Source organism: Candidatus Tisiphia endosymbiont of Ditula angustiorana (assembly GCF_964026425.1).
Lineage (GTDB): Bacteria > Pseudomonadota > Alphaproteobacteria > Rickettsiales > Rickettsiaceae > Tisiphia.
The window spans coordinates 617,027-643,618 of record NZ_OZ032143.1; the positions used below are offsets into that span (position 1 = coordinate 617,027).

Sequence of the window (26,592 nt, forward strand, 5' to 3'; positions counted from 1 at the left end):
TTACAATTTACATTCTAACAAACTAAGTAGTCTTGAGAGCAGTAAAGATTTAAGCCAAAGCCTAACCTCGCTAACTAGTTTACACCTATCAGATATTGCGGCAGAAGATGAAACAGAAAGTTTGCTTAATGAAATAGCTGATTTAGAACAACGCCTAAGAGAAAGAGATAATGTTGTTAATCAAAAACAAGCTCAGATTAGTAGTTTAACTACGCAAGTCGCTAATTTACAAACTCAAGCACAATCTGTTGCGACCTCTCAGACTTGGAGTATAGTTTTATCAAATCCCGTAAGATATAATGTCAATGCACCAACCTCTAGTTTGTCTTTTGATGGTGTTAAAGCAAATCTATCAGGCTGGAAATCTTATGCTAACATTAGCAATGTTGCTGGTGAGGTTATTATTGATCTTGTTAATAAGAAACTGACTATTGGTGGTAATAGTTATGGTACTATTACTGCCCAATAGGTCTAATATTTAATAACTTTTAGAGATTTATATGATAGCGATATTAAGTGCCTTTATAGGATTTTTCAGTAGTTTTATACCGAAGATTTTGCATTTCCTTAAGGATAAGAAGGACAAAGAACATGAACTTAAATTAATTGATTTACAATTAAAAGCTTTAAAGACTGGTCATAGTGCTAGACTTGAGGAAATCCAAATTAAGGCTGATAATGATGAGAGTAAATATCTGTACCAATATGCTGGCATGCAAATAGCCAATAACATCAGTAATATACTCAATTAACCTGAAGAGTTGGCAAAATGATTAAAAGTTATAGTCTGAAATTGGTCAGTTATAAGAGTAAGCAAATTACCTTTGTATTTATCAATATTACCAAAAAATCTATCTATAGCTTCTGAGAATTGAGCAAAATTATGGTAAAATTTATTATTTGTTACAATTCTATGCATAAATTTCCATAATCGTTCAATCGGATTAAGATTAGGGCTATAGGGTAAAAATACTAATTCTATTTTGCTATTTACTAGATACTCCTTTACTTTCTTTGACTTATGATACCCGGCATTATCATATATCTTCTCTTTATTAGGATTTTCTGCTTCTAATTTTTGTAGAAAATTGATTATATAATCACCGTTTACTTTAGGATTATCTGTGCTAACTAATTGCAAATCAGATAAATTAATTGCTCCTATTAAATGCTTCCTTTTCCAGCCACTAAATGTTGGTAAAGTTTTATTTTGATTCTTTCTGATCCAACCATAACGGGCTTTTGTTTGATACTGAGGATGAACGCTATCCATAAAATATATAGCTTCTTTAGCCTTGAGATTACCTTTTAACAAACTATATTCTAGCTTAAATAGTTCTTGCTTATCTACATCAAGCTTGCCGGGTACGATTTTGGCTTTTTATATACAAAGCCTAATCTCCTTAATAGCTTTGTTACTCCTGCTATTGTATAGCTAACACCGTATTTTTCTTCTATGTAATTGCTGATATCTTTGGCATAAACATAATTACATATTTCTAAATGCTCTATTAACTCTTTCTCTTCTAGCTCACTTAGCTTACTTGCACTACCACCGTTAGCTGTCTCTAATTTATTAAATTTTTGATAATCTCTGACATGCTTTCTTATAGCTTCTTCACTTAACAGCAATGCTTCTGCTATTTCTCCATAGCTCCAACCTTTATCATACAGCAAAACTGCCTTAATTCGGTCACATACTCTCCTATCTCGTTCATTACCATGACGTGACTTCAGTGCCATTCTTTGTTCAGATATTAAAATATTTCCCATAATCATATTCTAGCTTCTTTCTTCTCTTCCTTCAACTCTTCATTTACGAGCAGTATAATTGGGTGGATTTTTTATCTAGCACTGTTAGACCAATGATTACTTATATATTCTTTCTGCTCTATGTAGCATTAAAATTAGCTATCTTCATAAAATTTAGTGCATCAGTTGACACTATATGGAGCAGTGAGGATCAAGGTATATTTTGTGCAGTGATTGGTTTTTGGTTTGGTCATCGGGCTTTTGGCAGATACCGAGTGAATGGTTATGGTAACAATAACGGTTACATCTATAGCAATGGTAGTAGCCACACCTATGTCAACGGCAGTAGTAATGGTAAAGTTAATGGATACAAATATTAAACTTGCTGCAAATGATAGTAATAGTAAAGCAGAATATATCATTAAAATCTTTGAAGGGTTGAGACTACAACCATATTACTGCCCAGCTGGTTTAAAAACTATTGGCTGGGGGCATGTCATAAAAAAGTACGAACAACAACAAATGTCTGATGGTATATCGCGAGAACACGCTGATTACTTGCTAGAGCAGGATATAGAACAAGCTAAATATGCCATTTATCGACATTGTCGCGTACCATTAAACTGCTCACAAGAAGGGGCTTTGATATCATTTGTCTTCAACTGCGGAGCTGGTGCATTTCAAGCTTCCAGTTTACGACAGAAGCTGCTACGAGGTGAATATTTATCAGCCGCTGATGAATTTCCTAAATGGGTTTATGCTAGAGGTATCAAGCTTAAAGGTTTAGTTAGAAGACGATTATTAGAGAGAGAAATATTTTTACAAAACTAGATATGACAGGTAATTTTGTCGTGTTACTCCGTCTATTAGCGAGGAGACCGTAGGTCAACGAAGCAATCTATATGACAAGCTTCATGGATTGCCACGCTCACGTACGTTCGCTCGCAATGACGGTTTAAATCATATAACAAGGATAAAAAAATGAAAGCCGCAAGGATCAAAATAGAAAGAAATCAACAACAATATCAAGATCAAAATGTTGTTAGTTTAAGCAAAAAGAAAAATAGACCTCAAGAAGTCGTAATAAATGATACTATAAAACAGACTTCCACTACCCCTGAGGTAATACCGCAAACTGTGTCCCAAACTATGCCCCAAACTGTTGAGCAGGCAAGAAAACACTACGCTATTTCTAGCAATAATGTTGATAGCCAAAATATTATTGAAGCAAATGACGCAATAGCTGAAAAAGTAAAAGAGCTGAATCAGTTGGAAGAGATACATCAACAGCTACTCTGCAAGGAAGATAGCTTAAAGTTAGAAGTGATGAATTATATGCAATTCCATGTTTACCTAAAAAAAGGTGATCATATTCTTGTATCGTGGAAACACGCTACCCGCAAAACCTTTGATCTACCAAAGTTCAAAGGTGATTATCCTGAAATATATGGTGAATATGTCAAAGAGATATCCCCTAGACTATTTAGGCTTTATTAATCTTTATTAAATATTCGGTGATATTGTTAAGCATCAATTGCGGACAACCCCTGCGTAGGCAGGGGTCTAAAACTATATAACATACCTTCTATGCTATTTTTAGACCCCTGCCTACGCAGGGGTGACATCCAAAGGGTCAAGGATGACACAATAGGTAAACCGATGTCTTATATCAATAGTTGAGGTTATTGTTAACTAAAAATTTCTTTTCACTTTTAATATTATTTTTTCTTGCTATCATTAATGCCCAAGCTATTGATGGTAAGAAAAATGATAGGATACCCTCAAGAACAAAGAAGTTTAAACAAAGAACAAAAAGAAGCTGTGGGGTTACTGTCAGTAGGAACTTTCCTTGAATATTTTGATTTGATGATTTATGTTCATATGGCAGGGCTTCTTAATGAATTATTTTTTCCCAAAACTGATCCACACACTACTGCTTTGTATTCTGCAGGTGCTTTTTGTGCAACTTACCTACTTAGACCATTAGGAGCTTTAATATTTGGATGGATAGGTGATAATATAGGGCGTAAATCAACAGTTATCATCACAACTTTCATGATGTCGTCTGCTTGCGTTGTTATGGCTAATCTGCCTACTTACGAACAAATAGGAATCGTAGCGGTTTGGATAGCGATTATCTGCCGGGCTGTTCAAGGTATGTCTTCTATGGGCGAAATAGTAGGGGCAGAACTTTATTTAACGGAGATGCTTCACCCACCTATACAATATGCAAGTGTTGGATTGATAGGGGCTTGTGCTGTCCTAGGAACAGTAGGAGCTTTGGCAATTTCCTCAGTTGTTGTTTGTTATGGTATTAATTGGCGTATAGCATTTTGGATTGGTGCAATAATTGCATTTGTTGGTTCTGTTGCAAGAAAAAAACTTAGAGAAGCCCCAGACTTTGCCGATGCCAAACGTCGAATAAAAAGAGTTTTTAAAACAACTAATACCGATATAAATATTTTAAAAAACGATCCTATTTGGCAAGAAAAAGTTAATAAAAAAACTGTAATAGCTTTCTTTTTACTACAATGTGCCTTACCGGTATGTGTTTATTTCATTTATATACATTGTGGTAATATTTTAAAAACTAGCTTTGGTTACACAGTACCCGAAATTATTAAGCATAATTTTATTGTTTGTATAATAGAGTTGTTAACCATATTAATATTATGTTATTTAAGTTTGAAAGTATATCCATTATTAATCATGAAAATTGTACTGTTAATATTTTCTATTTTTATGATATTTTGTCCGTATTTATTGAATAATGTTAATTCTCCTTATCAGTTATTTTTTATTCAATTTTTTATAGTCTTATGGAAACAATGCTTAAACCCCACTACTCCTATTTGTTTAAAAAGCTTTCCTATATTTAAACGTTTTACCTATGCTAGCATGACATTTTCTGTATCTCGTGCTATGATATATGTTATCAGTGCTTTTGGTTTTGTCTACCTTGTTGAATGTTTTGGCAATTGGGGAATATGGTTTATTATGATTCCTATAATCATTGGTTTTACTTACGGATTATTGCATTTTGAAAACCTGACGAAAATAGCTAAAATCATCCGCTCAGAAAACTGTATAGTCTAGTTAGCTAAAATTGTCATTATGGTTGCTGGCTAAAGAGCTGATAAGTAAGCCATAATTTAGTTAGTTGCTGATATATACTCTTCTTTTTTCAAGAATTGACTTGGCAAAATTGCAGACTATTTGCTTAGTCTCAACATGTTGTTTTACTTTCCAATTATTCAATTTATTTAATTATACTGACAAATTTTTGTGGTAGTTTTGTGGTATTTATGATACAATGGACAACTTATTTTTTAGACTGTCTATTTAGTTCAATTGTTAAGATTATTTCATAGCTAAGCAATACCAATTTATAATTATGCCTAATACCACGACTAAGCCCAAACCATTCATCTATTGGGTTGGCGGCAAGAGGAAAATTGTCGATCAGTTAATAGACCGCCTTCCTACTTCTCTCTCGTTCAATAATTATTACGAGCCTTTTCTTGGCGGTGGGGCATTGTTCTTTAAAATCAAAGATAGATTCAAACAATGTTTTCTATCTGATATTAATTTAGAATTAATTACCAGCTATAATATGGTAAAAAAGAATCCAATAGCAGTAAATGATTTATTGTCCCAACACAAAGCACAGCACTCAAAAGAATATTATTACCGTGTACTAAACAATGATAACAGCAACGACCCTACTAACATCACTGCTCGGTTTCTTTATTTAAATAAATATTGTTTCAATGGTATTTATTGTATCAACAAAAAGGGCAAGCTTGGCTTGCACTTTTCTACTCACAACTATGGTATCTCTCATTTTAAGAAAAGACTAAAACAATGCAGTAGCTTTCTAAGTGATACCGTAATTTACGTCACTGATTTCTCATTTATCGAACCTCAGGAAAATGATTTTGTCTATTTTGACCCGCCTTATCATAAGGCTGGAGAGAAATTTTATACTCGATTGCCCTTTAATGAACAGGAACAAGTCAGGCTAAGAGATTTTGCCAAGGAACTCACTAGCAAAGGGGTAAAACTAATGATTTCCAATAGTGACACCAATTTTATCAGAGAAATATACCAAGATTTTACCATCAATACTGTTGACATTAAATACACCATAACTGGACAAAAAGTAAACGTACAGAAAGAAATCGCCAAAGAGCTTATCATTACTAACTATGAATAAGCTGAAATAGCTATGCTGATTACTCAACATATACTCAGCATTACTCTTGTGTTTAGGCATAGGGGCGTTTGCAAAAATTTTTTTTAAAGTAATTAATCATTTATTATTAAAAAATTATTAACTGCTAGAATTGCTTGAATCAGATTATGTTTATTTAAGGCAAAATTTTGCTTATTGGTTTTAACAAACATTTCATTATTATTTTTATGTACACCAAAACCATTAAGAGTCGTTTCTAGAAATCTTTGCCATTTAGCAGAATCAGGCAATCTACCAAATTGGCTTAAATCATCGATAGTCCAACCATCATCAGTGAGAATATAACTATCTCCTTGTTGCTTTAAATAAATTTGGATGTAGTCATTATGGCAGTCAAGATAAGGGGTAGTTATCTCCACCCAATCTTTTAATTGTTTCCATGTTGTTTTCTCTTCTAACCATTGATGGTAACTTACCAAAAGATGTTCTACATTGCTAACCATACACAAATTTGAAGCCTGTGTTTAAGATATGTTTAGTTTCTTAATCTGTTGCACCAATTCTTCAATTATTCTTTGCTGTGCTTCAATCTGTCTTTGTAGTGCTTCAATAGTATTATTAGGTTCAATATTATTAGTAATTTCTTTTGTTTCCTTTGGCAGAGTTACTTCATTTTCTGTAAAAAATTCTAGGTCTTTCAGAACTTTTTCGAATGGAATCGTAGCTTTGTTCTGAAACTCTCTAACTTGATCCTTCGCTATAATATCATATACTTCTGTTGATCTTTGATCCTTATGACCTAAAGCCTCACCTATTATCTCTCTATCTGCTCCAACCTTACGCATCCAACTACCGTGTGTTCTTCTTAAGTCATGAAACCTTAAATCTTCAATACCAGCCACTTTACACATTTTCTGCCAAGCCTCCTGCGGGACTGCTATGTGACCACTCTTCCTATTTTTATAGCTACTTGGAAATACCCATACTGATTTATTATTATTTTCTTTTTCTCTTTTTGTCAATATGTTTAGGGCAGAGTCCACTAAATGAACTCTTTGTGTTTTATTGTTTTTAGCAATCCTAGCTGGTATAGTCCATGTCATGTTTTCAAAATTAATATCCTGCCATTTCATAGACAAAACATTACTTCTCCTAGCTCCAGTAAATAGTAGCAGTAAGATAAAATCCGCAACTATACTACGTCAATTCGGGATAAGGATATTGAGAACATGTAGATTAAAATCAAATTTTGTTGAAGGTTTATTTTTCTTTAATGAATAAGCAACAAGAGTAGATAATATATGGACAAAGGCATTTATTGGTGATCTATGTCTAGTATGTTCAAGGTTCATTTTATTTTTTAGATAATCAAAAACTGTTTCAATTAAGTTACGCTTTCGAAGTAAGATTTTTTCTTTCAAATCCATTAATTTATTTTCCATATTCTTCTTAATTCCATGAATCATTTTTAAGCCTCTTTCATATAAATTTAAGAACAAATTTTGCTTAATATAACCTTTATCAGCTGCTATAATTCCAGTTAATCTTTTTGTTAACTCCGGTACTGGAATCCTATCATCTACATTGCCTTTGGTCACTTTTAATGCCATAAACTCCCCTTTATTATTGATTATTACATGTAATTTAAAACCATAAAAATACCCCATAGAGGATTTACTATGTTTGGCTAATCCTTTAAAAACTTTATTGCTATAACGCCTTTTATTGTGACAAGCTTTAATCGTTGTAGAGTCAATAAAATAAATACCTGTTTCCTCACCAAACAACAAATGAATCAACATATTTAGCGGTATGAATAATCGTGCCATTAATTCAACAAATCTATTATAACTCAAGGCTTTAGGGAAATCATCCTTATGCATGCACTCTATATAACTTTTATAGAAAAATTTAAAATTCTTAGCATAGGATGTATGAAACATAATTATTATTGTTAACATTTCACTTAAACTCATGCTACAACAGCGATTTCTCTGCTTATTTGATGGTAATAACTTTCTCTGTTCATACTCCAAATAAATTTTACAAAAATCATCTATAAAACTATATAATTCTGTGATATCTTTTTTCATGCCTGTAGTTTGTTTTTTTGTTTAAAAATATAAATACTGCAGGCACTCCTTTTTGACAATCCTTTTATCTATTACTATTTCATCTATATCTTATCCCAAACTGACGTATACTAGTACATTCTATAATAACTGTCCTAATGAGCTTTGTCAATTCCTCTATGGTTTCAATATATCGTGTTCTGACCTTTTCCGGATTCTTTTCAATACCCTTTGCTGGATTCTTCTCTAACATTTCCCATTTAATACCCCTATTGAACATCGCACTAAATAACTTAACAAAGTCGTTAGCACTATATATACCTTTATTATTGCTAATATCATTAAACGTTTTCTGAATATCAGCCCTTGTTACAGTAGTTATTTTCATGTCATAATAATCTTCACCATATAGTTTCATTTTAGCAATATCCTTTTCCCAGCCTCGATTTTTACGTTTACAGTGTTCTTCAATATATTTATTGTAAAAGAACTCTTTAACGGTTAATTTGGTTAGTTTCTCATCTATTTGATTATTTGTTAGTTCGATTGGTTGATTATCTATTTGATTATTTGTAATAGCTAATTTTTCAAGAGGGTTAATACCTTTTTCTATTTGGCTTTTTAGTTCAGCAGCTTTATTTCTTGCCTCTGCTACCGACATATAAGGAAATTTACCTAATCTAATTGCAAGACAACGACCTTTCTTCTCTACTGTTTTACGTAAGTAAAAAGTCTTGCTTTTGTTCACAGTAAGAAACAGACCCTTTTCTTTGGTATCATTATAAAAAACTGGTTTAGTTTTAGAAAGAATCATTTTACTTACAGCTTTTTGAGTAAAATCTAAGTCAAAAGTTGTCATATATCTACCTTAATTATATTATTAGTTTCAATAGCGTTTGCACTGATGATGTTATTGGTATTTTTTATTTAAATTAAGTAATTTTTCATTGATTTTTAATATAGGAGGGCATAGAGTAAAATCCTGTTTTTTGTTTTGTGAAAAATAGACACTGAGGTTAGATTGAAATTTGTTCGATTGTCTTCTAACCTCGGTGCTGACACTACACCACGTAGTATCGTCTTGCATAAATACAATTATTTTTCCGCAGAGTAAAGGGGATTTTTTAGGCTCTTCAGAATAATGTTAATCTAATAACAGGCAGTAAAATTGTTATTATAGTTTTTGATGGTTAACATTTTTGTTGTTCTGAACTTTCAGTGGAGTAGTTTTGGTTATTGTATTTTTAGGAAGATGAAATGAACTGGTATCATATATCTAGGCTCTGAACAAAATTTAAATTACTCTATTTTAACTTTTTAGCTGCAAATTATAAGATTTTTTTGAAATAGGATTAACTATTATGGCAAAAATCTTATTAATTTTCGCTTAAAAATACTCAAAATATAGACAATTTAAATTTTGTTCACAGGGGCTAGATAAACTAAATTGTTATTTAATATACATAATTAATTATATAGAAACATTAACATTAATTAAGTACTTAAATTAACCTATTTTTGTTGACTATTATAATAATAGTACAACTAAAAGTATGATTTTAAAAACAATATTTTCATAGTGTTTTTTTGGGGATTTTCCTCAATTTTCACGAAAAATTGACTAATATATTAAGTCGAAATAATTGCTAAAATGTTAATTAAAATTATAGGAGAAAAGCTTATGAGTATTAGGGCTTCAATGCTACAAAACAATAGCGAAATATGATTTATTGGAAAATAAAAAATGAACTTACACTCAAAACATAGTAAAGTAGAAAAAGTAGATAATAATCGTCGTAATGGTAGCTATGAGAAGACAGTAATTGATGATGATGGTCGTAAGTTGACATTAGAAGTACCAAGAGACCGGGAAGGTGAGTATAATCCACAATTAATACCAAAAGGGCTGAGGAGATTTAATGGATTTGATGAGAAGGTAATTTCACTTTATGGTAGAGGTATGACAGTCAGTGAGATTCGTGGTCACTTAGAAGAAATATATCAAACTGAAGTATCTAGTGATTTAATATCAACCATAACAGATGGAGTACTAGAGGAGGTAACTAGGTGGCAAAATCGCTGTTTAGATAGGATATACCCAATATTGTATTTGGATTGCATATATGTTAAATCTAGGGACAATCATATAGTAATAAATAAAGCTGTATATTTGGCAATTGCGGTTAATATAGAAGGCAAGAAGGAGTTATTGGGCATTTGGATAGGAAAAAATGAAGGCTCTAAATTTTGGATGCAAGTAGTAACTGAATTAAAGAATCGAGGTGTAGAACAAATTTATGTTGCTTGCGTTGATGGTTTAAAAGGCTTTCCTGAGGCTATCAGTAGCATATTTCCTGCTACTATAGTACAACTATGTATAGTGCATATGGTACGCAATTCAGTAAAGTACGTGTCATATAAGGATTTAAAAGAGGTAACATCAGATTTAAAACAAATTTACACGGCAAATAACGAAGAAATGGCTCGTTTAAAACTGCAACAATTTAGTGTAAAATGGGATAAAAAATATCCAGTAATTTCTGATATTTGGCAGCGTAGTTGGTCAGGAATAATACCATTTTTTGCCTTTCCTGAGGAGATTAGAAAGGTGATTTATACCACGAATACTATAGAGTCTATAAATCGTCAAATTAGGAAAATTATTAAAAATAAAGGTGTATTTCCAGATGATAAATCAATTCAAAAGATAATATTTTTAGCCTTACAAAATGCGGCTAAAAAATGGACTATGCCTATAAAAGATTGGTCATTAGCTTTAAATCAATTTGAAATACTTTGTGGAGATTTTAAATATGATTTATTGGAAAATAAAAAATGAACTTACACAAAAAAAATTATTGACTCCTCTTTTATTGTATGAATTCGGGATAAGAATTAGTTAATTCTTATCCCGAATTGGGGTTAATCGGGTTAGCTATATGTTAACCTTTTGAATTTATAAGGGACAAAAATGCAAATCATATATTTTTTGAAGGCTACACCATTTTGGGTATACTTATTATTTGGTTACTTAATTTTTAGAGGGATTAAAGCAAGTAAGCAAACAGTTATATTACCATCAAGGTTATTTATTGCTCCTGTTGTTTTCTTGTTACTCTATATAAAAGGATTTTCTAATAATGTACAAAACTTAACATTATTTTGTATATTACTAATTATCTCAACTATTATTAATTGGCGATTTTTTGACAAACCTCTTATACAGGTTAATAATAATTTAATAATTATTCCAGGCTCATGGCAACCTCTTATATTGATAATCATCATCTTTTCAATAAAATATTTTTTTGGATATATGAGAGCTGTAAATCTAGAACTAGCCCAAAAATATAAAATAATGGAATTAATAATATCAAGTTGGGTGTTGGGGGTCATGTTTTTTAAAGCAATATATTGTTATAGTTATGCAAACAAAATAAATAATCAGAAAAATTGACCCAAAAAGTCCTAAATTAATTAAAACTTTTTCAAGTGTTATAAAAATTTTACTAGACTTAGAAAGCTAATAATTATATAAACCTTAACTATCAATAAAAGGGCCTGTAGTTCAGTTGGTTAGAACCCACCGCTCATAACGGTGTTGTCGCAGGTTCAAGTCCTGCCGGGCCCACCATTCTTCGATTTTAGTGCATTTTACGAATGCGTCAAACGGTGAACGTAGCATAAAGTCTAGCTTTCCGTCTTTTAATTCTAGGTTACCAAACACTAAATTTATCAATTTACGTTTTTTCTCAATAGTAGTGATGTGGTTATATTTTTCTGGACAGTTAATACGAGACAATAAATTAACCTCAGTTCGATGTAAGAATAATTATTATTCTCTGCACGCTCGATGTCCCTGCGAAGGCAGGGATCTAAAAATGTTTAAGCACTTAATCCTTGTTACTTCTTTAGACCCCTGCCTACGCAGGGGTGACATCACCCACAATAGAGATGATACTGGGTCTAGTATTAACTTGTTACATCGAACTTTCGTGTTATATATAGAAACAATCAGGTTTGAAGCGGCTGCCCACCTGATTGTTAAAATATAACACTCCATTCAATATGTGATTTTAATTATTAAAATCACATATTGAATGATGAAAAAAGTTAAAATGCACTCACAGAACCGCTTCAAGAGTGCATTTTTCCTTATAACAAAGCCAGTTCGATATAAGAATTAATAATTCTTATATCAGTACACGACATAAAGGTTAACAAAAAATTAATGTCTTGCAAAACGTAATAATTATAATATAAAAATAGAAAATTACTAAGTAATATTTAACTATTAAGTTGGTGATAGCTCAATTAATGATATATTTTGTACTATTATATACTTTTTCTTGGTTATTAATTTTTTGTTAACCTTTATGTCATGTACTGAGAATTCTTATATCGAACTGAGGTTATTTACGAACAATATACTCGAATATTATGAGCTGTATATTTTAATAATAAATGTCAAAAAGTGTCAATAATATTCTTTTAGGAACTTTATATTAAATGTGGCGGCTCATCGCAGCTACCTTAACACTGGTTCAGATAATGCTTTAAATATTGTCCAGTATAGCTCTCACTACAAGCAGCGATATCCTTTGAAGTGCCGGTAGCTACTATTCTACCGCCTTTATCTCCACCTTCAGGTCCAACATCTATAACATAATCCGCTGTTTTGATAACATCTAGATTATGCTCAATAACTATAACAGTATTACCCATATCAACTAGCTTATGCAGCACTTTAAGCAATTTATTAATATCATCTATGTGCAGCCCTGTTGTTGGTTCATCAAGTATATATAAAGTTTTACCGGTTGAGCGTTTTGATAACTCTTTAGCTAACTTTACCCTTTGAGCTTCACCTCCAGACAAAGTGGTAGCAGATTGTCCAATTTTTATATAACCAAGTCCTACCTCATTTAAAGTAACAAGCTTTTCGTAAATTAGTGGTACTTTAGCAAAGAAACTCATTGCATCCTCAACTGTCATCCTAAGAACGTCAGCTATAGATTTATCCTTATATTTAACTTCAAGGGTTTCTCTATTATATCTGTCTCCATTACAAACATCACATTTTACATAAATATCAGGTAAAAAATGCATTTCTATTTTAATCAGACCATCACCTTGACATAATTCACACCTTCCACCTTTAACATTGAATGAAAACCTGCCAACTTTATAACCCCGTGCTTTTGCAGTGGGTAGTTCAGCAAACCAGTCTCTAATATGGGTAAACGCACCAGTATAAGTTGCTGGATTTGACCTTGGTGTGCGACCTATTGGTGATTGGTTTATATCAATAACCTTATCAATATATTCAAGACCTTTAATTGACTTATATTCTCCTGGAAAGTTTTTTGAAGAGGGTTCTAAAAATTTTAAAGCTGCTTTATATAAAGTGTGAATGATTAAACTTGATTTACCGCTACCTGATACCCCCGTTATTGCTGTAAAACTGCTCAGAGGAATTGTAATATTAACATCCTGTAAATTATTAGAAATAGCCCCAGTTAATGCTATTACCTTACCCGCAGGTGATACTCTAGTATTTGTTGGCACTTCAATAGATTGTTTTCCGCTTAAATAGCTACCCGTTATACTATTGGGACATTGTTTAATTTCCTCAATTGTTCCTTGTGCTATTATATGTCCACCGTGAATACCGGCACCTGGTCCGACATCTATAATGTGATCCGATTCGTACATTGTCTCTTCATCATGCTCAACAACAAGCACTGTATTACCAAGGTCTCGAAGATTCTTTAGAGTTTCTATTAATCTAGCATTATCACGTTGATGTAAACCAATTGAGGGTTCATCAAGTACATACAACACACCACTAAGCCCTGAACCAATTTGCGATGCCAAGCGAATACGCTGACTTTCTCCACCAGACAGAGTTCCTGATTCTCTAGACAAAGCAAGATAATCAAGACCAACATTCATAAGAAATTGTAATCTTTCCTTGATTTCCTTTAATATGCGTTCGGCAATAGTCATTTGTTTTTTATTGAGCTGTTTATCTAATTGATTAAACCATTTCTGTAGTTGCAAAATACTCATGGTAGATACTTGTCCAATATGCATATCAGCGATTTTAATACAAAGAGACTCCATTTTTAGTCTATAACCTTCACAAGATGTGCATTTGTACTCTGCTTTGTATTTTAATAATTCTTCTTTTACTACAGAAGAATCAGCCTTACGCTCCTTTTCTTGTAAGCTAGGTATTATTCCAGCAAAAGGTTGCTGTACCACCTGAGATTTAGAACCATCATGATACTGAAATTTTATAACATCGTCACCTGATCCATGGAATAATACTTGCTGTACAGTATTTGGTAGTTCTGCAAAAGGAGTGTCTAATGAAAACTCGTAATGACTTGCTAAAGCTTTTAATGTTTCTAAAAAAAATTTTGAGGATATTTTTCCCCAAGGTGCTATAGCTCCATCTTTAATGCTAACTCTGCTATCTGGAATAATTAATTCTTTATCAAGACACAATTCTGTGCCGATACCCTCACATTTAGGACAAGCACCAAATGGGCTATTAAAGGAAAAAATTCTTGGTTCTATTTCAGTAATTTGGAAACCAGAAACTGGACAAGAATATTTTTCTGAGAAAATGACTCTCTGACCTTTAGTAAGGTTGGTTTCTAATCCGTTTGGTAGGTCAACAATTTCAACATATACTATACCATCTGCCAACTTAAGAGAGATTTCCAAACTATCTGCAAGCCTGTTACCTAAATCCTCTTCTAGAGAAATCCTATCAACAATTACTTCAATATTATGTTTTTTATTCTTATCAAATTTTGGAAGATTATCGATTTCATAAATTTCATTGTTAATGAATAATCGCCCAAAACCCTGTTTTTTAAGATCAAGCATTTCACGTCTGAATTCACCTTTTTGTCCTCTGATAATTGGAGCTAATATGTATAATTTAGTACCCTTAGGAAAATTATGAATGGCATCTATCATCTCTGAGATGGTCTGATTCTTGATTGGTAGACCTGTTGCTGGAGAGTAGGGTACTCCTACCCTTGCATATAATAATCTTAAATAATCATAAATTTCAGTTATAGTACCCACTGTAGAACGAGGATTTTTAGATGTGGTTTTTTGATCAATAGCTATTGCAGGTGACAAACCAGAGACCGATTCAACATCAGGTTTATCCTGAAGGTGTAAGAATTGCCTAGCATATGAAGATAAACTTTCAACATATCTACGTTGTCCTTCTGCATAAATAGTATCAAAAGCTAGTGAAGATTTTCCAGAACCACTAAGCCCTGTAATTACTACAAACTTATTTCTTGGAATATCAACATTTACATTTTTTAAATTATGCTCCTTAGCACCACGAACTTTAATATATTCTTGTATCATAATTTGTTATAATTTTTTAAGGAACTTTCAAAAAACTTGTAGCATTATAGGTTGTTTTGAATTACTATTGCAATAGTAATTTTTAAATAGGTAATGATCTGTGGCTGGTAGTTTAAATAAGGCAGTATTAATAGGTAATTTAGGGCGTGATCCAGAAATTAGGCACACGGCTGATGGTAAAGAGATAGCAAGTTTCAGTATTGCTACTTCTGAGACTTGGAAAGACCGTGCTACTGGAGAGAAGAAAGAAAAAACCGAATGGCATAGAATAGTAGTATTTAATGAAGGTTTGGTGTCTGTTGTAAAGAATTATGCCAAGAAAGGCACTAAAGTTTATTTAGAAGGTAATTTACAAACTAGAAAATGGGTGGATAACCTTGGACAAGAAAAATATACAACAGAAATAGTATTACAAAATTTTAATTCACAATTTATATTGTTAGACTCTAAAGGTAGTGGGACTAACTCCCTAGATTCTATTGTACCAAAAAGCACAGTTGGTAATAGTAACTTTGACCATAGTGATCTAGATGATGAAATACCTTTTTAAAATTGTTCTACTTTCTATATCCCTGTTGTTTTCTGCATGTGTTTCATCTATAGATAGTAGGATTGAGGAGGCAGATAAAGTAGCCTCAATAAACAACTTTGAGAAAAAACTAGTTAAGGCTGGCGATTTTGTTATTACAACTTACCAACGTGTTTCAGATAAAGATAGCCCTTACGTATTTTATATTGAGGGTGATGGTAGCATTAGTATAGGACGTTACGCAGTTTCTAGCAATCCAACCCCTTCCAAGATTATGTTGCTTAAGCTTGCAGCTCTTGATACTAGACCTAATATAGTTTATATAGCTCGTCCGTGCCAATATACGCCAGTAGAACTTAACCCCAATTGCAGTCAAATCTATTGGACAGATAAAAGACTTGCCAAGGAGGTTATAGAATCAACAAACATAGTAATAAATAGTATAAGTAATGGTAAACCAGCTAGTTTGGTTGGTTTTTCCGGAGGTGGTGGAGTTGCTGTTTTGGTTGCAGCAAGAAATAAGCATATTAAAGATATAATAACTATAGCAGGTAATCTTGATATTGAGAATTTCAGTAAACATCATGGGATATATGCGTTAAAGGAGTCATTAAACCCCATAGATTATGCCATAAAAATTAGCAATATTCCGCAATTACATCTTTCGGGAGCTAAGGATGCAATAGTACCGAGTAAAATTATGCAGGGCTATATAAAAGCTAGTTCTTCAGATTGTATACAGCAAAAGATTTTCCCTAATATTACTCATACCAAAAATTGGGATAAGGTGTGGCAGGATGTGCTAAAAATTAATCTTACCTGTGGGTATAACAAGAAAATTGGGGCGTAAAATAACCTGAATTCGATGTAACAAGTTATACCATTTCCCATTATTAACTACGCTAATACTACAGTTGTAGTTACTACCCAAAGCTGTCATTCCCGCGTAGGCGGGAATCTAAAAAAATAGCCTAAAAGACTATTAAACATTATTAGATCCCAGCTTTCGCTGGGATGACATCGTTTTGACATTAGTACTACACTGTAGAGCTAAATAGCGTAGTTAATAATGGGAAATGGTATTACATCGAACTTCCGTGATATAGAAACAATCAGGTTTGAAGTGGTTCAGTGTCTGATTGTTAAAATATAACATTCCATTCGATATGTGATTTTAATAATTAAAATCACATATCGAATAATGAAAAAAGTTAAAATGCACTCGTAGAATCGCTTCAAGAGTGCATTTTTCTTTATAACAAATTGAGATTAATCATGGGAGATTTTTATGCAGAAGGCAGTAGCTTTAGTTAGTGGCGGTGCAGATTCAGCCACAGTACTAGCAATGATAGAAAAAATGAATTATGAAATTCATGCAATAAGTTTTAACTATTCTCAACATAATAATATTGAACTTGAGAAAGTTAAAGAGTTAGTTAAGGACTATAATATCAAACAACATAAAATTGTAAATATTGATTTACGTAGCTTTGGCGGATCAGCTCTTACTGATGATGCCATAGAAGTACCAAAATATAAAGCCCATAGTGATTTAGAGGATAATATACCAGTCACTTATGTACCAGCACGTAATACTATATTTTTAAGTTATGCTTTGGGATTTAGTGAAATAATAGGAGCCTTTGATATTTTTATGGGGGTACACGCAACTGATTATGCTAATTACCCAGATTGCCGTCCAGAGTACCTAGACGCTTTTGAGAAGCTTGCTAATCTTGCAACTGCGGTAGGAGTATTGGGTACACGAATTACCATTCATGCTCCCTTAATAAATATGACAAAAGGGCAAATTATTAAAACCGGCCTAGAATTAGGAGTAGATTACCAGGGCGATTTAAAAGTCGCAACTAAAGATTAAATATCTGTTGGAGTTATAATCTAATATTAGCTTGGGTTTAGAAGGGAAAGTGATAGAATTGTAGTAAGAATATTTGGTATAAGCTTGAAAAGTTTGGATAATATTTTGCCGTTGTAATGATTATATTGCAAGGATTGTAGCCTGAACGTTAATTATTTCTGGCTAATATGTAGAACGATTAAAAATTTTTAAAAAATTAGATGAAAGTAAAGAAAAATCTAGAATATAATAGATGATAATAGTATAAGTACTCCGTTAAAGATTTTTCAACTATAAATAACGGAGCATTATGAGTATATCTTTATCTCTAGAAAAAGTCAAAGATTTTAGAAAAGCTCGTGGTAAGAGATATAGTGCAGCGAGTGTTATAAAACTTATAGTAGTAGGTTTATTAAGTAATAGAAATAATTTAAAATCTATTTCTAGATTTGCTAAAAGTTTTAGCCCAAAAGAATTGGTAATGTTAGGTTTTAATAGGAATAAAGCACTTTGCTATAGTAATTTAACACTAATTATCCGTAAAATTTCTCCAGAGAGTTTAAGGGAAGTGATATTAGAACTAATCCAATATATATGCCAAGTTAAGAACATAGGTTATGATGTTATTCATATTGATGGAAAAACCCTGTGTGGTAGCAATAGCCATGGGAAAGAAGAGCAAAGGCAAATTTTGACTGGGTTTAGTAGCCAGCTTAAAGCTATTACTGGCTTTATAGAAATAGAAAATAAAAACGAGTATGGTTCTATGCTAGAGTTTTTATCAGAATACGATATTAAGGGAAAAATTGTGACAGCAGATGCATCATTTTGTCATGAAGATATATGTGAAGAAGTTGTTAAACAAGAAGGAGAATTTGCTTTTACTCTGAAAAGTAATGAACCTAATTTGCATTATTATAGCAGCAAAGTTTTTGATGAAATAGCAGAAAAAGGGCAAGAAGTCAGGAGTTTTGAAGAAAATACCGATTTACAACATGGGAGAATAGAGAGAAGAAAAATTGAGGTAATTGATATGCCATTTGAATATCTGAACGGCTTTCGGCACATCAAACAAATATGTAAAATTAGCCGAGAGCGAGATAAGAAAAATAAAACTAATAGCTATGAACAAGAGAATGTGTTTATAATAACAAGTCTCGGAAGCGAGTTTAATCCAAAGAGCTTGCTAAAGTTCAATAAGAATCATTGGTCATGTGAAAATAATTTAAATTGGGTCAAAGATACAGTTTTTGGGGAAGATAAGTCAACTATAAGTATAGGAAAGGCTCCCTTGGTAATGTCATTACTCCGGACAATAACTATTTCTGTAATAACTTTATTTTCAAACAAAATTACTGAAACCAGAGAAAATTTTAATAATTATAGACACAAACTATTTAAGGTTATGACAACTTAAAGTTGCGACTTTTAAATCGCCCTGGTAGATTACTCCAAAACAATTTCTTGTTATGACCCATATAATGGGTTATCTTGTGGGACATGTCATGCCTGCTTACTTAGACTTAAGGCCTTTGAAGAAAATAATACCATTGATCCAATTAACTATAAAAGTAAATTCGCTTCTACATATGCTTAATCGTTCTATATACCATCAATTTCCTATGTTAGACCTAGACAACATAGTGCTGAGAGAATTAACTAGTGATGATTCAGAAGACTATTTTGGTTATATGAGTAAATTAGAGATGCTCCCTTTCTTGACAGATAGCAACAGTCCATCAACTATCCCACAAGCTGCTGATGAACTAAAATATTGGTCTAGCTTATTTCATCACCAGAGAGGATTTTACTGGGGTATTTCCCTTAAAGATAATAATAAACTTATAGGTACGGCTGGGTTTAATACTGTTTCTACAATGCACCTCAAAGCAGAAATAAGCTACGATCTTGATCCTGCATTTTGGGGTAAAGGAATTATGCTAAAATCTATCAAAGCTATTTTAAGATTTATAGAATATGCTGGTATTGTTCGAACCCAAGCTACTGTAATAAATGACAATATACGTTCAATTAATGTTTTGGAACGATGTAATTTTGTCAAAGAGGGGTTGCTTAAAAAATATGAAATTGTTCAAGGAGTACATAGGGATTATTATATTTACGCTAGAGTGCTGTAGCATAGTACCCTACATTTTTTATATAACCACTATTAAAATGGCTGCTGATCGTCTATTAGCGAGGAGTCGCTGAAAGCGGCGACGCGATGACGATTATAGAAAAATGTAGGGTACTATGGTGCTGTAGGTTTCTGATATTTTTAACCTAAAACAAATCACCTTGAGGTAAGACATCGGTTTAATAGTCTAGGGTGTCCCTGCACCTTGGATGTCACCCCTGCGTAGGCAGGGGTCTAAAAATTGCCAAGAAGACTACTCAACCTTTTTAGATCCCAGCTTTCGTTGGGATGACATAATGGCGGCAGGGGTGACATCACCCCTACTGGCGATGATTACCCTACTATTAATTTATTACATCAATACTTGAGGTTATAAATCAATATCAAAACGAAGTAAAGATAGGGAAATATCGACTATAGGCATAGAAATGAGGATTTTGGAAGTTCTTCTTTTGATAAACTAATTCATTTCCATCTAGATCCACAATATTTCCACCACTAGCTTTAATTAACGCATGTCCCGCTGCAATATCCCATTCCATAGTTGGACCAAACTTGGGATAAATATCTGCCTTTCCTTCTGCTACTAAACATAATTTAATTGAACTTGGTATAGTAACTATCTCAGTAATTAGATGTTTCTTTAGGAATTTCTTGGTATCTGAATTTGACGGACGTGAGCTAACAACAGCCCTATAATGAGTTTTAGGTAGGGCATCAAAGCTTGTTTCTACGCCATTTTGTTCAATTCTTAAAGCATTATTAGCATCTGTATAATGTAATTTTTGCACGGATGGTTGATAGATAAAACCAATAATAGGCATACCATTTTTTATCAATGCAATATTTACTGTATACGTATCCTCACCTTTTATATAACTTTTTGTACCATCAATCGGATCAATCAACCAAAATTGATTGCCATTCAAAGCAATTATATCTCTTTCTTCACAAATTACAGGAATATTAGGTGCTAGGTCCTTTAAACCATTATATATAAAGCTACTAATTTCCTTATCAGCATTTGTCACAGGAGAATTATCATCTTTATAAGAAACTATTAACCCTAAATCTCTTCTAATTAGAGCAATCCCACCAGCTTCAGTAATTAAACTTTTTAAAGACTTAATTAAATTAAGCATCATTTATTATTCATCATTTGCTATTTGTTATTTGTTATAAATTGTTTAGCCTCATCATCTTCTAACCACTTTCCTGTTTTTAATAATATTTCCTGTTGAAATTTCACTATATCCTCCTGTGGAGTGCCTTGTAATTCTGTAACGGCTAAATATTCTACCCCATAACAATCTAGATCAATTGTTCTTAGAAAATTATCTATGTTATCTAATTCACTTTTTTTATTCTCAAAGATTATAATGTTATTAGGTAAAATATTTGTGATACTCATAAACTCACGTAGTGCCTGAGCTTTATTTAGATAGTCGGTAAATATTATACCTTTATGAAAAATTGGTGACCTTTTATCAGTTTCATCAAATTTTAATATTTCTTTATTATTAACTTTATCAGTAAATTTAATACCGAGTCTACTTAGCTGCTCATATTGCCATTCCTCATAATTTTTAATCAGTCTACATGCTGGGTTAATTTTAGTAAACCCAAAAACCAAAGCCCCTGAACTTTTCAGTTTATCGATAAATTTTGACCAACTAGCTTCTACTAACATAACTTGTCTTTGCAATAACAACTTAGCAATTATCTCATCCATATTAGAATGATATTTTGCCAAACTTGCCAACTCTTCAACAAACCCTCTATAAGGATTAGCATAACGAAACATCTTAGACTTAGGCGTGACTATTGTATCATCAATATTGATTAGCACTAAGCTAGATGCATCAATTTTTTCAAGTAAATTTTTTACCGTAACAGAATCTATAGAATAAGTGGGAATCATTATTGCATAACCTGTATATGGTAACATGATTAAAATTAACAATAATTTTAATAAAAAGTTATTTTTTATTATCATACGGATTTACACTCTCTTGATTCTTAACTTTGATTTTGCCATTGCTTCTTTTTACTGCATTTACCTTATTAACCAATTCATTAAGTGATTTTTTTAAATCACGAGAATTGAATATTGATTCTTTTTGGTCAGATAATTTATAATTATAACCAATAAACATCACATTATCGTCATAATTTCTTAGTTGACTTTCCATTGCGGTCAACTCATTGGAATTTCCATCAACCATTATTAAAACTTTTGGCATAAACTTCACTTCTATTAAAAAATTTAATATCAACTGAAATGAAGCATTATTATTACTACTCAATATACCCTGATAAAACGTCGGATAAGTATTATCAAAAGGCTTCATATCATTAAAAATAAGATAATTATGTTGTGGGAAACTATTGGACAAATCAATATTAAATTTCTTTAAATACTCAGCCTCCCATATTTCTAGCTTCTTTATATTGTTAAAGTTACCAGTTAAACCATGATCACTCACAATTACGGGGCTACCTTTATCCATTATATTCTTTATAAAATTAGGAAAATTGACATCTAATAACTCATTTTTATACTCTGTAAGCAGTATTGTATCAAAATAAGTATCCTTTGATGGTCTAACTGATTTGAATATTTCCTGTAGCTTAGATAATTCATTTTTATTCAATTGGATAATGGGGGGGAAAAATGATTTGAATATAACTTTTTCTCTACCCAAAACCATTAAGATATCTTTAGGGGAATAATTATTGCATAATTCTTCATAGTCCTTATTTATTTGGTCTAAACTATCAGTATCAACAATCTTACCATTTGCTATTAAAGGCAATAGTAATATTATGTAAGCAATGAGTTTATATGTTTTAAATTTAATTCTTTTAATTAGCATAGAAATTGCTCTTATTTTTTGTTTATAGCAAAAGTAGTTGCCCTACATCTTTTTATGTCATGCGTAGGTCATCGTTTTTAAAATCTTCAATTATTAATTCTTATCCCAAATGTGGGTTAATTGAGGTTAGTATATTCATTTAGAATTCTCTTGATATTATTGAGCATGGTAAGTTCATTTTTCTTTCTGGTAAATACATAATATATTATTTTACTTATAGTGGTGCGTTTTTTAACTTGCATAACCAACTCTTGTTGAACGATTGTTCGAATTGTAGTTAGATTACCATTCATTAAAAATTGTGATAAAAGTTGAAGCTGTTCAACACTAAAATTTGTTAGTAATATTCTAATAATTATCGTAACATAACCTGAAGGAGTTGTTGTACTAGTTCTCCTGACATGTTTTTTAAAACTTAAACTAGATGTTTTATTTAAATATTTGTCACTAAAAATTTCTACAAAATTTATTTCACATAATTGTTTTTTTACTTCTAACCTTTCTTGTTCAATTAGTCTTAACGTTTTAACTGAAGTAACATTGCTATTTATCTTATAATCAGCTGCGATTTTACATGTTATTACCTGTTGTACAAACTCTGCATAATTTAGATCTTTTTTTAATAATGAAGTAATATTTTTAAATAGCAACTGATACCTAGTTTTTAAAGCATTTTTAGTAAAACTATCTAAAGAAGCATATCGTTTGATAATTTTAACTTCAAGTTTTGCAGAAAATTTAGACTCAATAGAAGAAATCATTAAAGAAATAGTATGACCACTTTGGATATTTTGAGTTAACCTTTTTCTAATCTGAGCTAGTATATAATTCAGATCAGAATCTTCTGTTATATTGAGTATCCTGATAGCATCTATATGCTTTGTAATATTAATTAAAATTTCATGCATAAAGACATTTTGCTTGAGTAAAAATCTTTCTATTATAGCGAACTCTGCATTTTCTATCTGATGTATTATTGCATTATAATTTTCAAATAATACTGAAAGCTCATACCCTGAATTATTAAGTTTACTGAAACTCTTCCTAAATTTTGACTCATCATGTATTCTTAGCAAAATATGGTTTATAGTCTGAGATTTAATACATAAATCTTTTAGCCTATTATATAAGCAAATTAACTTAGCATTGGTTAACTCCATCAATACATTGTGATCATCTATTAAAAAATTAGTAATTTTTTTAAAAATGTATCTGTAATCTACTGTGTTCTCTTCTTTCAGTGTTAATAATATACTGGCATGAAATAACAATGGAACAGATTCTTTCTTTATGTCAATGGTAGAATCAATCTGCCATAATTCTTTAATGAGCAACAATTGATCTAAAAGTAGATTTTGTTGCTCAAGCGATAAATTATCTAAATTCAAAACAATTGCAGTCGCCTGTAGATTATTTATAACATCTTGATTTTTAACATCTTCAGTTATTAATATACAACAATGCTGTACAAAGTTTCTAGCTAAATCCATTACTGGTTTTAGTGCCTTATTATTTTCTTCATGATATAAAGTGGAAGAACTTTTTAAGCAATCAACCAGTTGATTAAGAGAAGTAACAAAATTTGTTACCTCTTCCATTTGATATTTTTGTTGCTTTAACGCCTCAATAGAGAGAGGTCCATAATGCTCAAGAACAGAAAGCAAGTTCTTTTGACTATCTAGACTAAGATAATCAAGCAAATCACTATTCTGTTGTAGAATCTTTATAATATTAAAAGTACGCAAAGACCTTTTTAAAGTACTAGGATACTTGTAAGACACGATGCATTCAGAGCTTAAAGAGACAAAACAGCCTTTTAATCTTTCTGCATACTTACTAATAACCTTAGTATTAAAATCTTTCATAATTAATTTTCTTATCGTGTTATTCAGTATCTAGGGAGGAGAATCAATTAACTAAATCGGAACATAAATTATACGGATGTATACCAATTTCATGCTTCCATCAAGCATTATATCAGTATCATCATGGTATCCAAATATATTTCTCACTTCTTGGGGTTTTTCGGGTTAGCTATATAAAAGCCCACATTACTCGAAAGTTATGCGGGGGTTCAAATTATTATAACAATATTTTTATTTTAACTAATAGTATTTTTGCATTTATTAGAAAAAATATTTATAGTATACAAATTAGTTATTTTGTTACGAAAAGTAAAATTTTTATTGCTTAAACACCAGTAAAACCTTATTTTTATAAGGACTTCTCATAAGAAATATAAAATCCTGAAGAGTAAAGTATTTAATTTAACTTAAAACTATATCCAAACTTATGCATAATATCCTTATCATTATAATTTCATTATTGTTAATATCATGTTCGGAAGAAAGTGATAAATCTAATAATAAAAACGAGCAACCTGATAATAAGGCTGAAGTGACTCAGGAAAAAGCTCCACAAGAAGAAAATAATGACAACCTTGCCAATGATAAATGGAACACAATAGTAAATCCTCAAGACAGTCCGACTTCAACTAATACAGAAGAATCTCTAGATACGGTAGATGATTCTGCTACTAACTCTACTGATATAAGTGATGTTAGCTTGAAACAGATGCCTTATAAACCAACTTTCAATGTTAGCCAAAACGATATAGTTCTTGGTAATATTAAGGCAACTGTAGTGGTAGTTGAGTATTTTTCTCCAACTTGCCCACATTGTGCTTATTATCATGAAAAAATTCTACCTGAACTTAAAAAGAAGTATATTGATACCAATAAAATTGCTTATATAATTCGTGAATTCATCGGTAATAAGCAAGATTTAGATGCAGCAATTTTAGCACGTTGTCCAAATGATCTAGATAGTTTTCTTAAATTCCAAAGTGTAATACTAGCACAACAAGATAAATGGGGCAGTAGTAATAGATATCGTGAGTTACTAACAAATATAGCTCAAATTGGTGGAGTATCCGCAGAAACTTATGCTAAATGTCTTAGTGATAATCAAATTGTCGAAACATTACTTGCCAATACTAACCTTGCTGCTAGTTCACAAAGTTTTGTTGGTACACCCGCATTTTTTGTTAATGGCATACTAACAAATGGATATACTTTAGAAATCCTTTCTAGGATAATTGATAAAACGTTAGAAAACTCTAGTATCAAATCCGAAAATTAATATACTTACTTAATTTCAAGTATCGATATAACAAGTTAATACTAGGTTCAGTATATTCCTGTTAAAGGTGATGTCACCCCCTGCCGCCGCCATTATGTCTTATCCCTACTCGCTAATGTCCCTGCTTCCCTTTATGTCATTCCCGCGCAGGTAGCGGAATCTAGAATATCTAAAGCACCCTTCCTGTCTATTTCTTTACGGAAAAAATCAGCCTTAATAGGATATAATCGTTGATCCATATATCTCTCCTTTTTAAGACCATTCTATCCTATTCTTACTTTCTTTTCTATACCTTTGTTAAGTGTCTAAGGATAATGGTTACCGTTCTTTGCATCTCATAGTTATAGCTGATATCTATAACTATAACATAGAAATACAAATACGGACTAGAAGGATGCATAATATAGCCGAATTTGGCATAGCCAACCATGAGGCATATAAAAAAACGCAGGAAGAAAAATTAAGAAAGTTATTTGATGAGGAGAGACTTAATACAGTTACTATTAATACTGAAATAAATGAAGCCTATGATATTTTTAACCAGTTTAATTGGACTATATCAGAACTCGTTGCTTATGAGCAGGCAATTGAAAATCTTTGCCATCAATTCCAAAAAGATTCTTAAAAAATA

At 31.7% G+C, this 26,592-nt stretch carries 26 protein-coding genes, 1 tRNA gene and 2 pseudogenes; 18 read left to right on the plus strand and 11 right to left on the minus strand.

The window, feature by feature from the left end; translation table 11 throughout:
- Positions 1-121 precede the first annotated feature (121 nt).
- The gene (locus tag AAGD29_RS02790; protein ID WP_341758434.1) at positions 122-469 is read left to right on the plus strand and encodes a hypothetical protein; all 348 of its coding nucleotides are present in this window, start codon (positions 122-124) and stop codon (positions 467-469) included.
- 31 nt (positions 470-500) lie between these two features.
- A complete protein-coding gene (locus AAGD29_RS02795; RefSeq protein ID WP_341758435.1) occupies positions 501-752 on the plus strand; it encodes a hypothetical protein in 252 nt (83 codons plus the stop codon).
- On the opposite strand, the gene AAGD29_RS02800 is transcribed toward AAGD29_RS02795, so the two are convergent.
- Positions 749-1,315 (minus strand): IS630 family transposase, encoded by a 567-nt coding sequence (locus AAGD29_RS02800; protein ID WP_341758436.1) that lies wholly within the window; start codon positions 1,313-1,315, stop codon positions 749-751. The genes AAGD29_RS02795 and AAGD29_RS02800 overlap by 4 nt on opposite strands.
- A gap of 32 nt (positions 1,316-1,347) precedes the next feature.
- Positions 1,348-1,773 (minus strand): helix-turn-helix domain-containing protein, encoded by a 426-nt coding sequence (locus tag AAGD29_RS02805; RefSeq protein ID WP_341758147.1) that lies wholly within the window; start codon positions 1,771-1,773, stop codon positions 1,348-1,350.
- A gap of 92 nt (positions 1,774-1,865) precedes the next feature.
- Between AAGD29_RS02805 and AAGD29_RS02810 the strand changes: the two genes are divergently transcribed.
- The 5 genes from AAGD29_RS02810 (at position 1,866) to AAGD29_RS02830 (ending at position 5,968) form a co-directional block, all read left to right on the plus strand.
- The gene (locus AAGD29_RS02810) at positions 1,866-2,132 is read left to right on the plus strand and encodes a hypothetical protein (RefSeq protein ID WP_341758437.1); all 267 of its coding nucleotides are present in this window, start codon (positions 1,866-1,868) and stop codon (positions 2,130-2,132) included.
- Entirely contained in the window at positions 2,086-2,583 is a 498-nt protein-coding gene (locus tag AAGD29_RS02815; protein WP_341758438.1) for a lysozyme, read from the plus strand. The genes AAGD29_RS02810 and AAGD29_RS02815 overlap by 47 nt, the downstream gene beginning before the upstream one ends.
- Before the next feature lie 150 nt (positions 2,584-2,733).
- Complete coding sequence (locus AAGD29_RS02820; protein WP_341758439.1) at positions 2,734-3,249, plus strand: hypothetical protein; 516 nt, start codon at positions 2,734-2,736, stop codon at positions 3,247-3,249.
- 270 nt (positions 3,250-3,519) lie between these two features.
- The gene (locus AAGD29_RS02825) at positions 3,520-4,848 is read left to right on the plus strand and encodes an MFS transporter (RefSeq protein ID WP_341758440.1); all 1,329 of its coding nucleotides are present in this window, start codon (positions 3,520-3,522) and stop codon (positions 4,846-4,848) included.
- Positions 4,849-5,143: 295 nt separating this feature from the next.
- Positions 5,144-5,968 carry a Dam family site-specific DNA-(adenine-N6)-methyltransferase gene (locus tag AAGD29_RS02830; RefSeq protein ID WP_341758739.1) on the plus strand — a complete coding sequence of 275 codons (825 nt, stop codon included), beginning with the start codon at positions 5,144-5,146 and terminating at the stop codon, positions 5,966-5,968.
- Between the two features lie 92 nt (positions 5,969-6,060).
- Here AAGD29_RS02830 and AAGD29_RS02835 read toward each other — a convergent pair whose 3' ends face one another.
- The 4 genes from AAGD29_RS02835 to AAGD29_RS02850 all read right to left on the minus strand — a co-directional run bounded on the left by AAGD29_RS02835 (position 6,061) and on the right by AAGD29_RS02850 (position 8,878).
- Positions 6,061-6,450 carry a DUF1828 domain-containing protein gene (locus AAGD29_RS02835; RefSeq protein ID WP_341758441.1) on the minus strand — a complete coding sequence of 130 codons (390 nt, stop codon included), beginning with the start codon at positions 6,448-6,450 and terminating at the stop codon, positions 6,061-6,063.
- Between the two features lie 21 nt (positions 6,451-6,471).
- The gene (locus AAGD29_RS02840; protein ID WP_410521185.1) at positions 6,472-7,143 is read right to left on the minus strand and encodes a site-specific integrase; all 672 of its coding nucleotides are present in this window, start codon (positions 7,141-7,143) and stop codon (positions 6,472-6,474) included.
- A gap of 6 nt (positions 7,144-7,149) precedes the next feature.
- Positions 7,150-8,040: an IS982 family transposase gene (locus AAGD29_RS02845; RefSeq protein ID WP_341757373.1), complete on the minus strand. Its 891-nt coding sequence runs from the start codon at positions 8,038-8,040 to the stop codon at positions 7,150-7,152.
- 79 nt (positions 8,041-8,119) lie between these two features.
- Entirely contained in the window at positions 8,120-8,878 is a 759-nt protein-coding gene (locus AAGD29_RS02850) for an Arm DNA-binding domain-containing protein (RefSeq protein ID WP_341758443.1), read from the minus strand.
- 885 nt (positions 8,879-9,763) lie between these two features.
- Between AAGD29_RS02850 and AAGD29_RS02855 the strand changes: the two genes are divergently transcribed.
- From AAGD29_RS02855 to AAGD29_RS02865, 3 genes are all read left to right on the plus strand, one after another.
- Positions 9,764-10,858 carry an IS256 family transposase gene (locus AAGD29_RS02855; protein WP_341758444.1) on the plus strand — a complete coding sequence of 365 codons (1,095 nt, stop codon included), beginning with the start codon at positions 9,764-9,766 and terminating at the stop codon, positions 10,856-10,858.
- Between the two features lie 132 nt (positions 10,859-10,990).
- A complete protein-coding gene (locus AAGD29_RS02860) occupies positions 10,991-11,476 on the plus strand; it encodes a hypothetical protein (protein WP_341758445.1) in 486 nt (161 codons plus the stop codon).
- Between the two features lie 100 nt (positions 11,477-11,576).
- A tRNA-Ile gene (locus tag AAGD29_RS02865) sits at positions 11,577-11,653 on the plus strand.
- 899 nt (positions 11,654-12,552) lie between these two features.
- On the opposite strand, the gene uvrA is transcribed toward AAGD29_RS02865, so the two are convergent.
- Positions 12,553-15,420, minus strand: coding sequence for an excinuclease ABC subunit UvrA (gene uvrA, locus AAGD29_RS02870; RefSeq protein WP_341758446.1), 2,868 nt, complete (start codon positions 15,418-15,420; stop codon positions 12,553-12,555).
- Positions 15,421-15,520: 100 nt separating this feature from the next.
- Between uvrA and ssb the strand changes: the two genes are divergently transcribed.
- The 6 genes and pseudogenes from ssb (at position 15,521) to AAGD29_RS02900 (ending at position 19,945) form a co-directional block, all read left to right on the plus strand.
- A complete protein-coding gene (gene ssb, locus AAGD29_RS02875; protein WP_341753485.1) occupies positions 15,521-15,970 on the plus strand; it encodes a single-stranded DNA-binding protein in 450 nt (149 codons plus the stop codon).
- Positions 15,951-16,799 carry an alpha/beta hydrolase gene (locus AAGD29_RS02880; RefSeq protein ID WP_341758447.1) on the plus strand — a complete coding sequence of 283 codons (849 nt, stop codon included), beginning with the start codon at positions 15,951-15,953 and terminating at the stop codon, positions 16,797-16,799. The genes ssb and AAGD29_RS02880 overlap by 20 nt, the downstream gene beginning before the upstream one ends.
- Positions 16,800-17,237: 438 nt before the next feature.
- Positions 17,238-17,807, plus strand: a pseudogene (gene queC / locus AAGD29_RS02885) (7-cyano-7-deazaguanine synthase QueC); the annotation flags it as partial.
- Positions 17,808-18,117: 310 nt separating this feature from the next.
- Positions 18,118-19,224, plus strand: coding sequence for an ISAs1 family transposase (locus tag AAGD29_RS02890; protein ID WP_341758448.1), 1,107 nt, complete (start codon positions 18,118-18,120; stop codon positions 19,222-19,224).
- A 24-nt stretch (positions 19,225-19,248) separates the two neighbouring features.
- Positions 19,249-19,404 (plus strand): annotated as a pseudogene (locus AAGD29_RS02895) (7-cyano-7-deazaguanine synthase); the annotation flags it as partial.
- Positions 19,397-19,945 carry a GNAT family protein gene (locus AAGD29_RS02900; protein ID WP_341753480.1) on the plus strand — a complete coding sequence of 183 codons (549 nt, stop codon included), beginning with the start codon at positions 19,397-19,399 and terminating at the stop codon, positions 19,943-19,945. The pseudogene AAGD29_RS02895 and the gene AAGD29_RS02900, both read left to right, overlap by 8 nt.
- Positions 19,946-20,327: 382 nt before the next feature.
- On the opposite strand, the gene AAGD29_RS02905 is transcribed toward AAGD29_RS02900, so the two are convergent.
- The 4 genes from AAGD29_RS02905 to AAGD29_RS02920 form a co-directional block, all read right to left on the minus strand.
- Positions 20,328-21,089 carry a 3'(2'),5'-bisphosphate nucleotidase CysQ gene (locus AAGD29_RS02905; protein WP_341758449.1) on the minus strand — a complete coding sequence of 254 codons (762 nt, stop codon included), beginning with the start codon at positions 21,087-21,089 and terminating at the stop codon, positions 20,328-20,330.
- A 17-nt stretch (positions 21,090-21,106) separates the two neighbouring features.
- The gene (locus AAGD29_RS02910) at positions 21,107-21,940 is read right to left on the minus strand and encodes a DUF2608 domain-containing protein (RefSeq protein WP_341758450.1); all 834 of its coding nucleotides are present in this window, start codon (positions 21,938-21,940) and stop codon (positions 21,107-21,109) included.
- Positions 21,924-22,820 carry a DUF2608 domain-containing protein gene (locus tag AAGD29_RS02915; protein ID WP_341758451.1) on the minus strand — a complete coding sequence of 299 codons (897 nt, stop codon included), beginning with the start codon at positions 22,818-22,820 and terminating at the stop codon, positions 21,924-21,926. Before AAGD29_RS02915 ends, AAGD29_RS02910 begins: the two co-directional genes overlap by 17 nt.
- Before the next feature lie 116 nt (positions 22,821-22,936).
- The gene (locus tag AAGD29_RS02920; protein WP_341758452.1) at positions 22,937-24,685 is read right to left on the minus strand and encodes a hypothetical protein; all 1,749 of its coding nucleotides are present in this window, start codon (positions 24,683-24,685) and stop codon (positions 22,937-22,939) included.
- 427 nt (positions 24,686-25,112) lie between these two features.
- Here AAGD29_RS02920 and AAGD29_RS02925 point away from each other — a divergent pair, with 427 nt between their 5' ends.
- Both AAGD29_RS02925 and AAGD29_RS02930 read left to right on the plus strand, forming a co-directional pair.
- Positions 25,113-25,961, plus strand: a complete 849-nt coding sequence (locus AAGD29_RS02925) for a DsbA family protein (protein WP_341758453.1) — start codon at positions 25,113-25,115, stop codon at positions 25,959-25,961.
- A 301-nt stretch (positions 25,962-26,262) separates the two neighbouring features.
- Positions 26,263-26,586, plus strand: coding sequence for a hypothetical protein (locus AAGD29_RS02930; RefSeq protein ID WP_341758454.1), 324 nt, complete (start codon positions 26,263-26,265; stop codon positions 26,584-26,586).
- Positions 26,587-26,592 lie beyond the last annotated feature (6 nt).

What these genes read in the sequence shown, in the direction of transcription:
- AAGD29_RS02810 (WP_341758437.1), top strand. Translation starts at nt 1,866, where the DNA reads ATGATTACTTATATATTCTTTCTGCTCTATGTAGCATTAAAATTAGCT.
- uvrA (WP_341758446.1), bottom strand. Translation starts at nt 15,420, where the DNA reads ATGATACAAGAATATATTAAAGTTCGTGGTGCTAAGGAGCATAATTTA.
- AAGD29_RS02860 (WP_341758445.1), top strand. Translation starts at nt 10,991, where the DNA reads ATGCAAATCATATATTTTTTGAAGGCTACACCATTTTGGGTATACTTA.
- AAGD29_RS02925 (WP_341758453.1), top strand. Translation starts at nt 25,113, where the DNA reads ATGCATAATATCCTTATCATTATAATTTCATTATTGTTAATATCATGT.
- AAGD29_RS02920 (WP_341758452.1), bottom strand. Translation starts at nt 24,685, where the DNA reads ATGAAAGATTTTAATACTAAGGTTATTAGTAAGTATGCAGAAAGATTA.
- AAGD29_RS02795 (WP_341758435.1), top strand. Translation starts at nt 501, where the DNA reads ATGATAGCGATATTAAGTGCCTTTATAGGATTTTTCAGTAGTTTTATA.
- AAGD29_RS02855 (WP_341758444.1), top strand. Translation starts at nt 9,764, where the DNA reads ATGAACTTACACTCAAAACATAGTAAAGTAGAAAAAGTAGATAATAAT.
- AAGD29_RS02825 (WP_341758440.1), top strand. Translation starts at nt 3,520, where the DNA reads ATGATAGGATACCCTCAAGAACAAAGAAGTTTAAACAAAGAACAAAAA.
- AAGD29_RS02910 (WP_341758450.1), bottom strand. Translation starts at nt 21,940, where the DNA reads ATGATAATAAAAAATAACTTTTTATTAAAATTATTGTTAATTTTAATC.
- AAGD29_RS02905 (WP_341758449.1), bottom strand. Translation starts at nt 21,089, where the DNA reads ATGATGCTTAATTTAATTAAGTCTTTAAAAAGTTTAATTACTGAAGCT.
- AAGD29_RS02835 (WP_341758441.1), bottom strand. Translation starts at nt 6,450, where the DNA reads ATGGTTAGCAATGTAGAACATCTTTTGGTAAGTTACCATCAATGGTTA.
- AAGD29_RS02900 (WP_341753480.1), top strand. Translation starts at nt 19,397, where the DNA reads ATGCTTAATCGTTCTATATACCATCAATTTCCTATGTTAGACCTAGAC.
- AAGD29_RS02805 (WP_341758147.1), bottom strand. Translation starts at nt 1,773, where the DNA reads ATGGGAAATATTTTAATATCTGAACAAAGAATGGCACTGAAGTCACGT.
- AAGD29_RS02815 (WP_341758438.1), top strand. Translation starts at nt 2,086, where the DNA reads ATGTCAACGGCAGTAGTAATGGTAAAGTTAATGGATACAAATATTAAA.
- AAGD29_RS02820 (WP_341758439.1), top strand. Translation starts at nt 2,734, where the DNA reads ATGAAAGCCGCAAGGATCAAAATAGAAAGAAATCAACAACAATATCAA.
- AAGD29_RS02845 (WP_341757373.1), bottom strand. Translation starts at nt 8,040, where the DNA reads ATGAAAAAAGATATCACAGAATTATATAGTTTTATAGATGATTTTTGT.
- AAGD29_RS02850 (WP_341758443.1), bottom strand. Translation starts at nt 8,878, where the DNA reads ATGACAACTTTTGACTTAGATTTTACTCAAAAAGCTGTAAGTAAAATG.
- AAGD29_RS02890 (WP_341758448.1), top strand. Translation starts at nt 18,118, where the DNA reads ATGAGTATATCTTTATCTCTAGAAAAAGTCAAAGATTTTAGAAAAGCT.
- AAGD29_RS02880 (WP_341758447.1), top strand. Translation starts at nt 15,951, where the DNA reads ATGATGAAATACCTTTTTAAAATTGTTCTACTTTCTATATCCCTGTTG.
- AAGD29_RS02915 (WP_341758451.1), bottom strand. Translation starts at nt 22,820, where the DNA reads ATGCTAATTAAAAGAATTAAATTTAAAACATATAAACTCATTGCTTAC.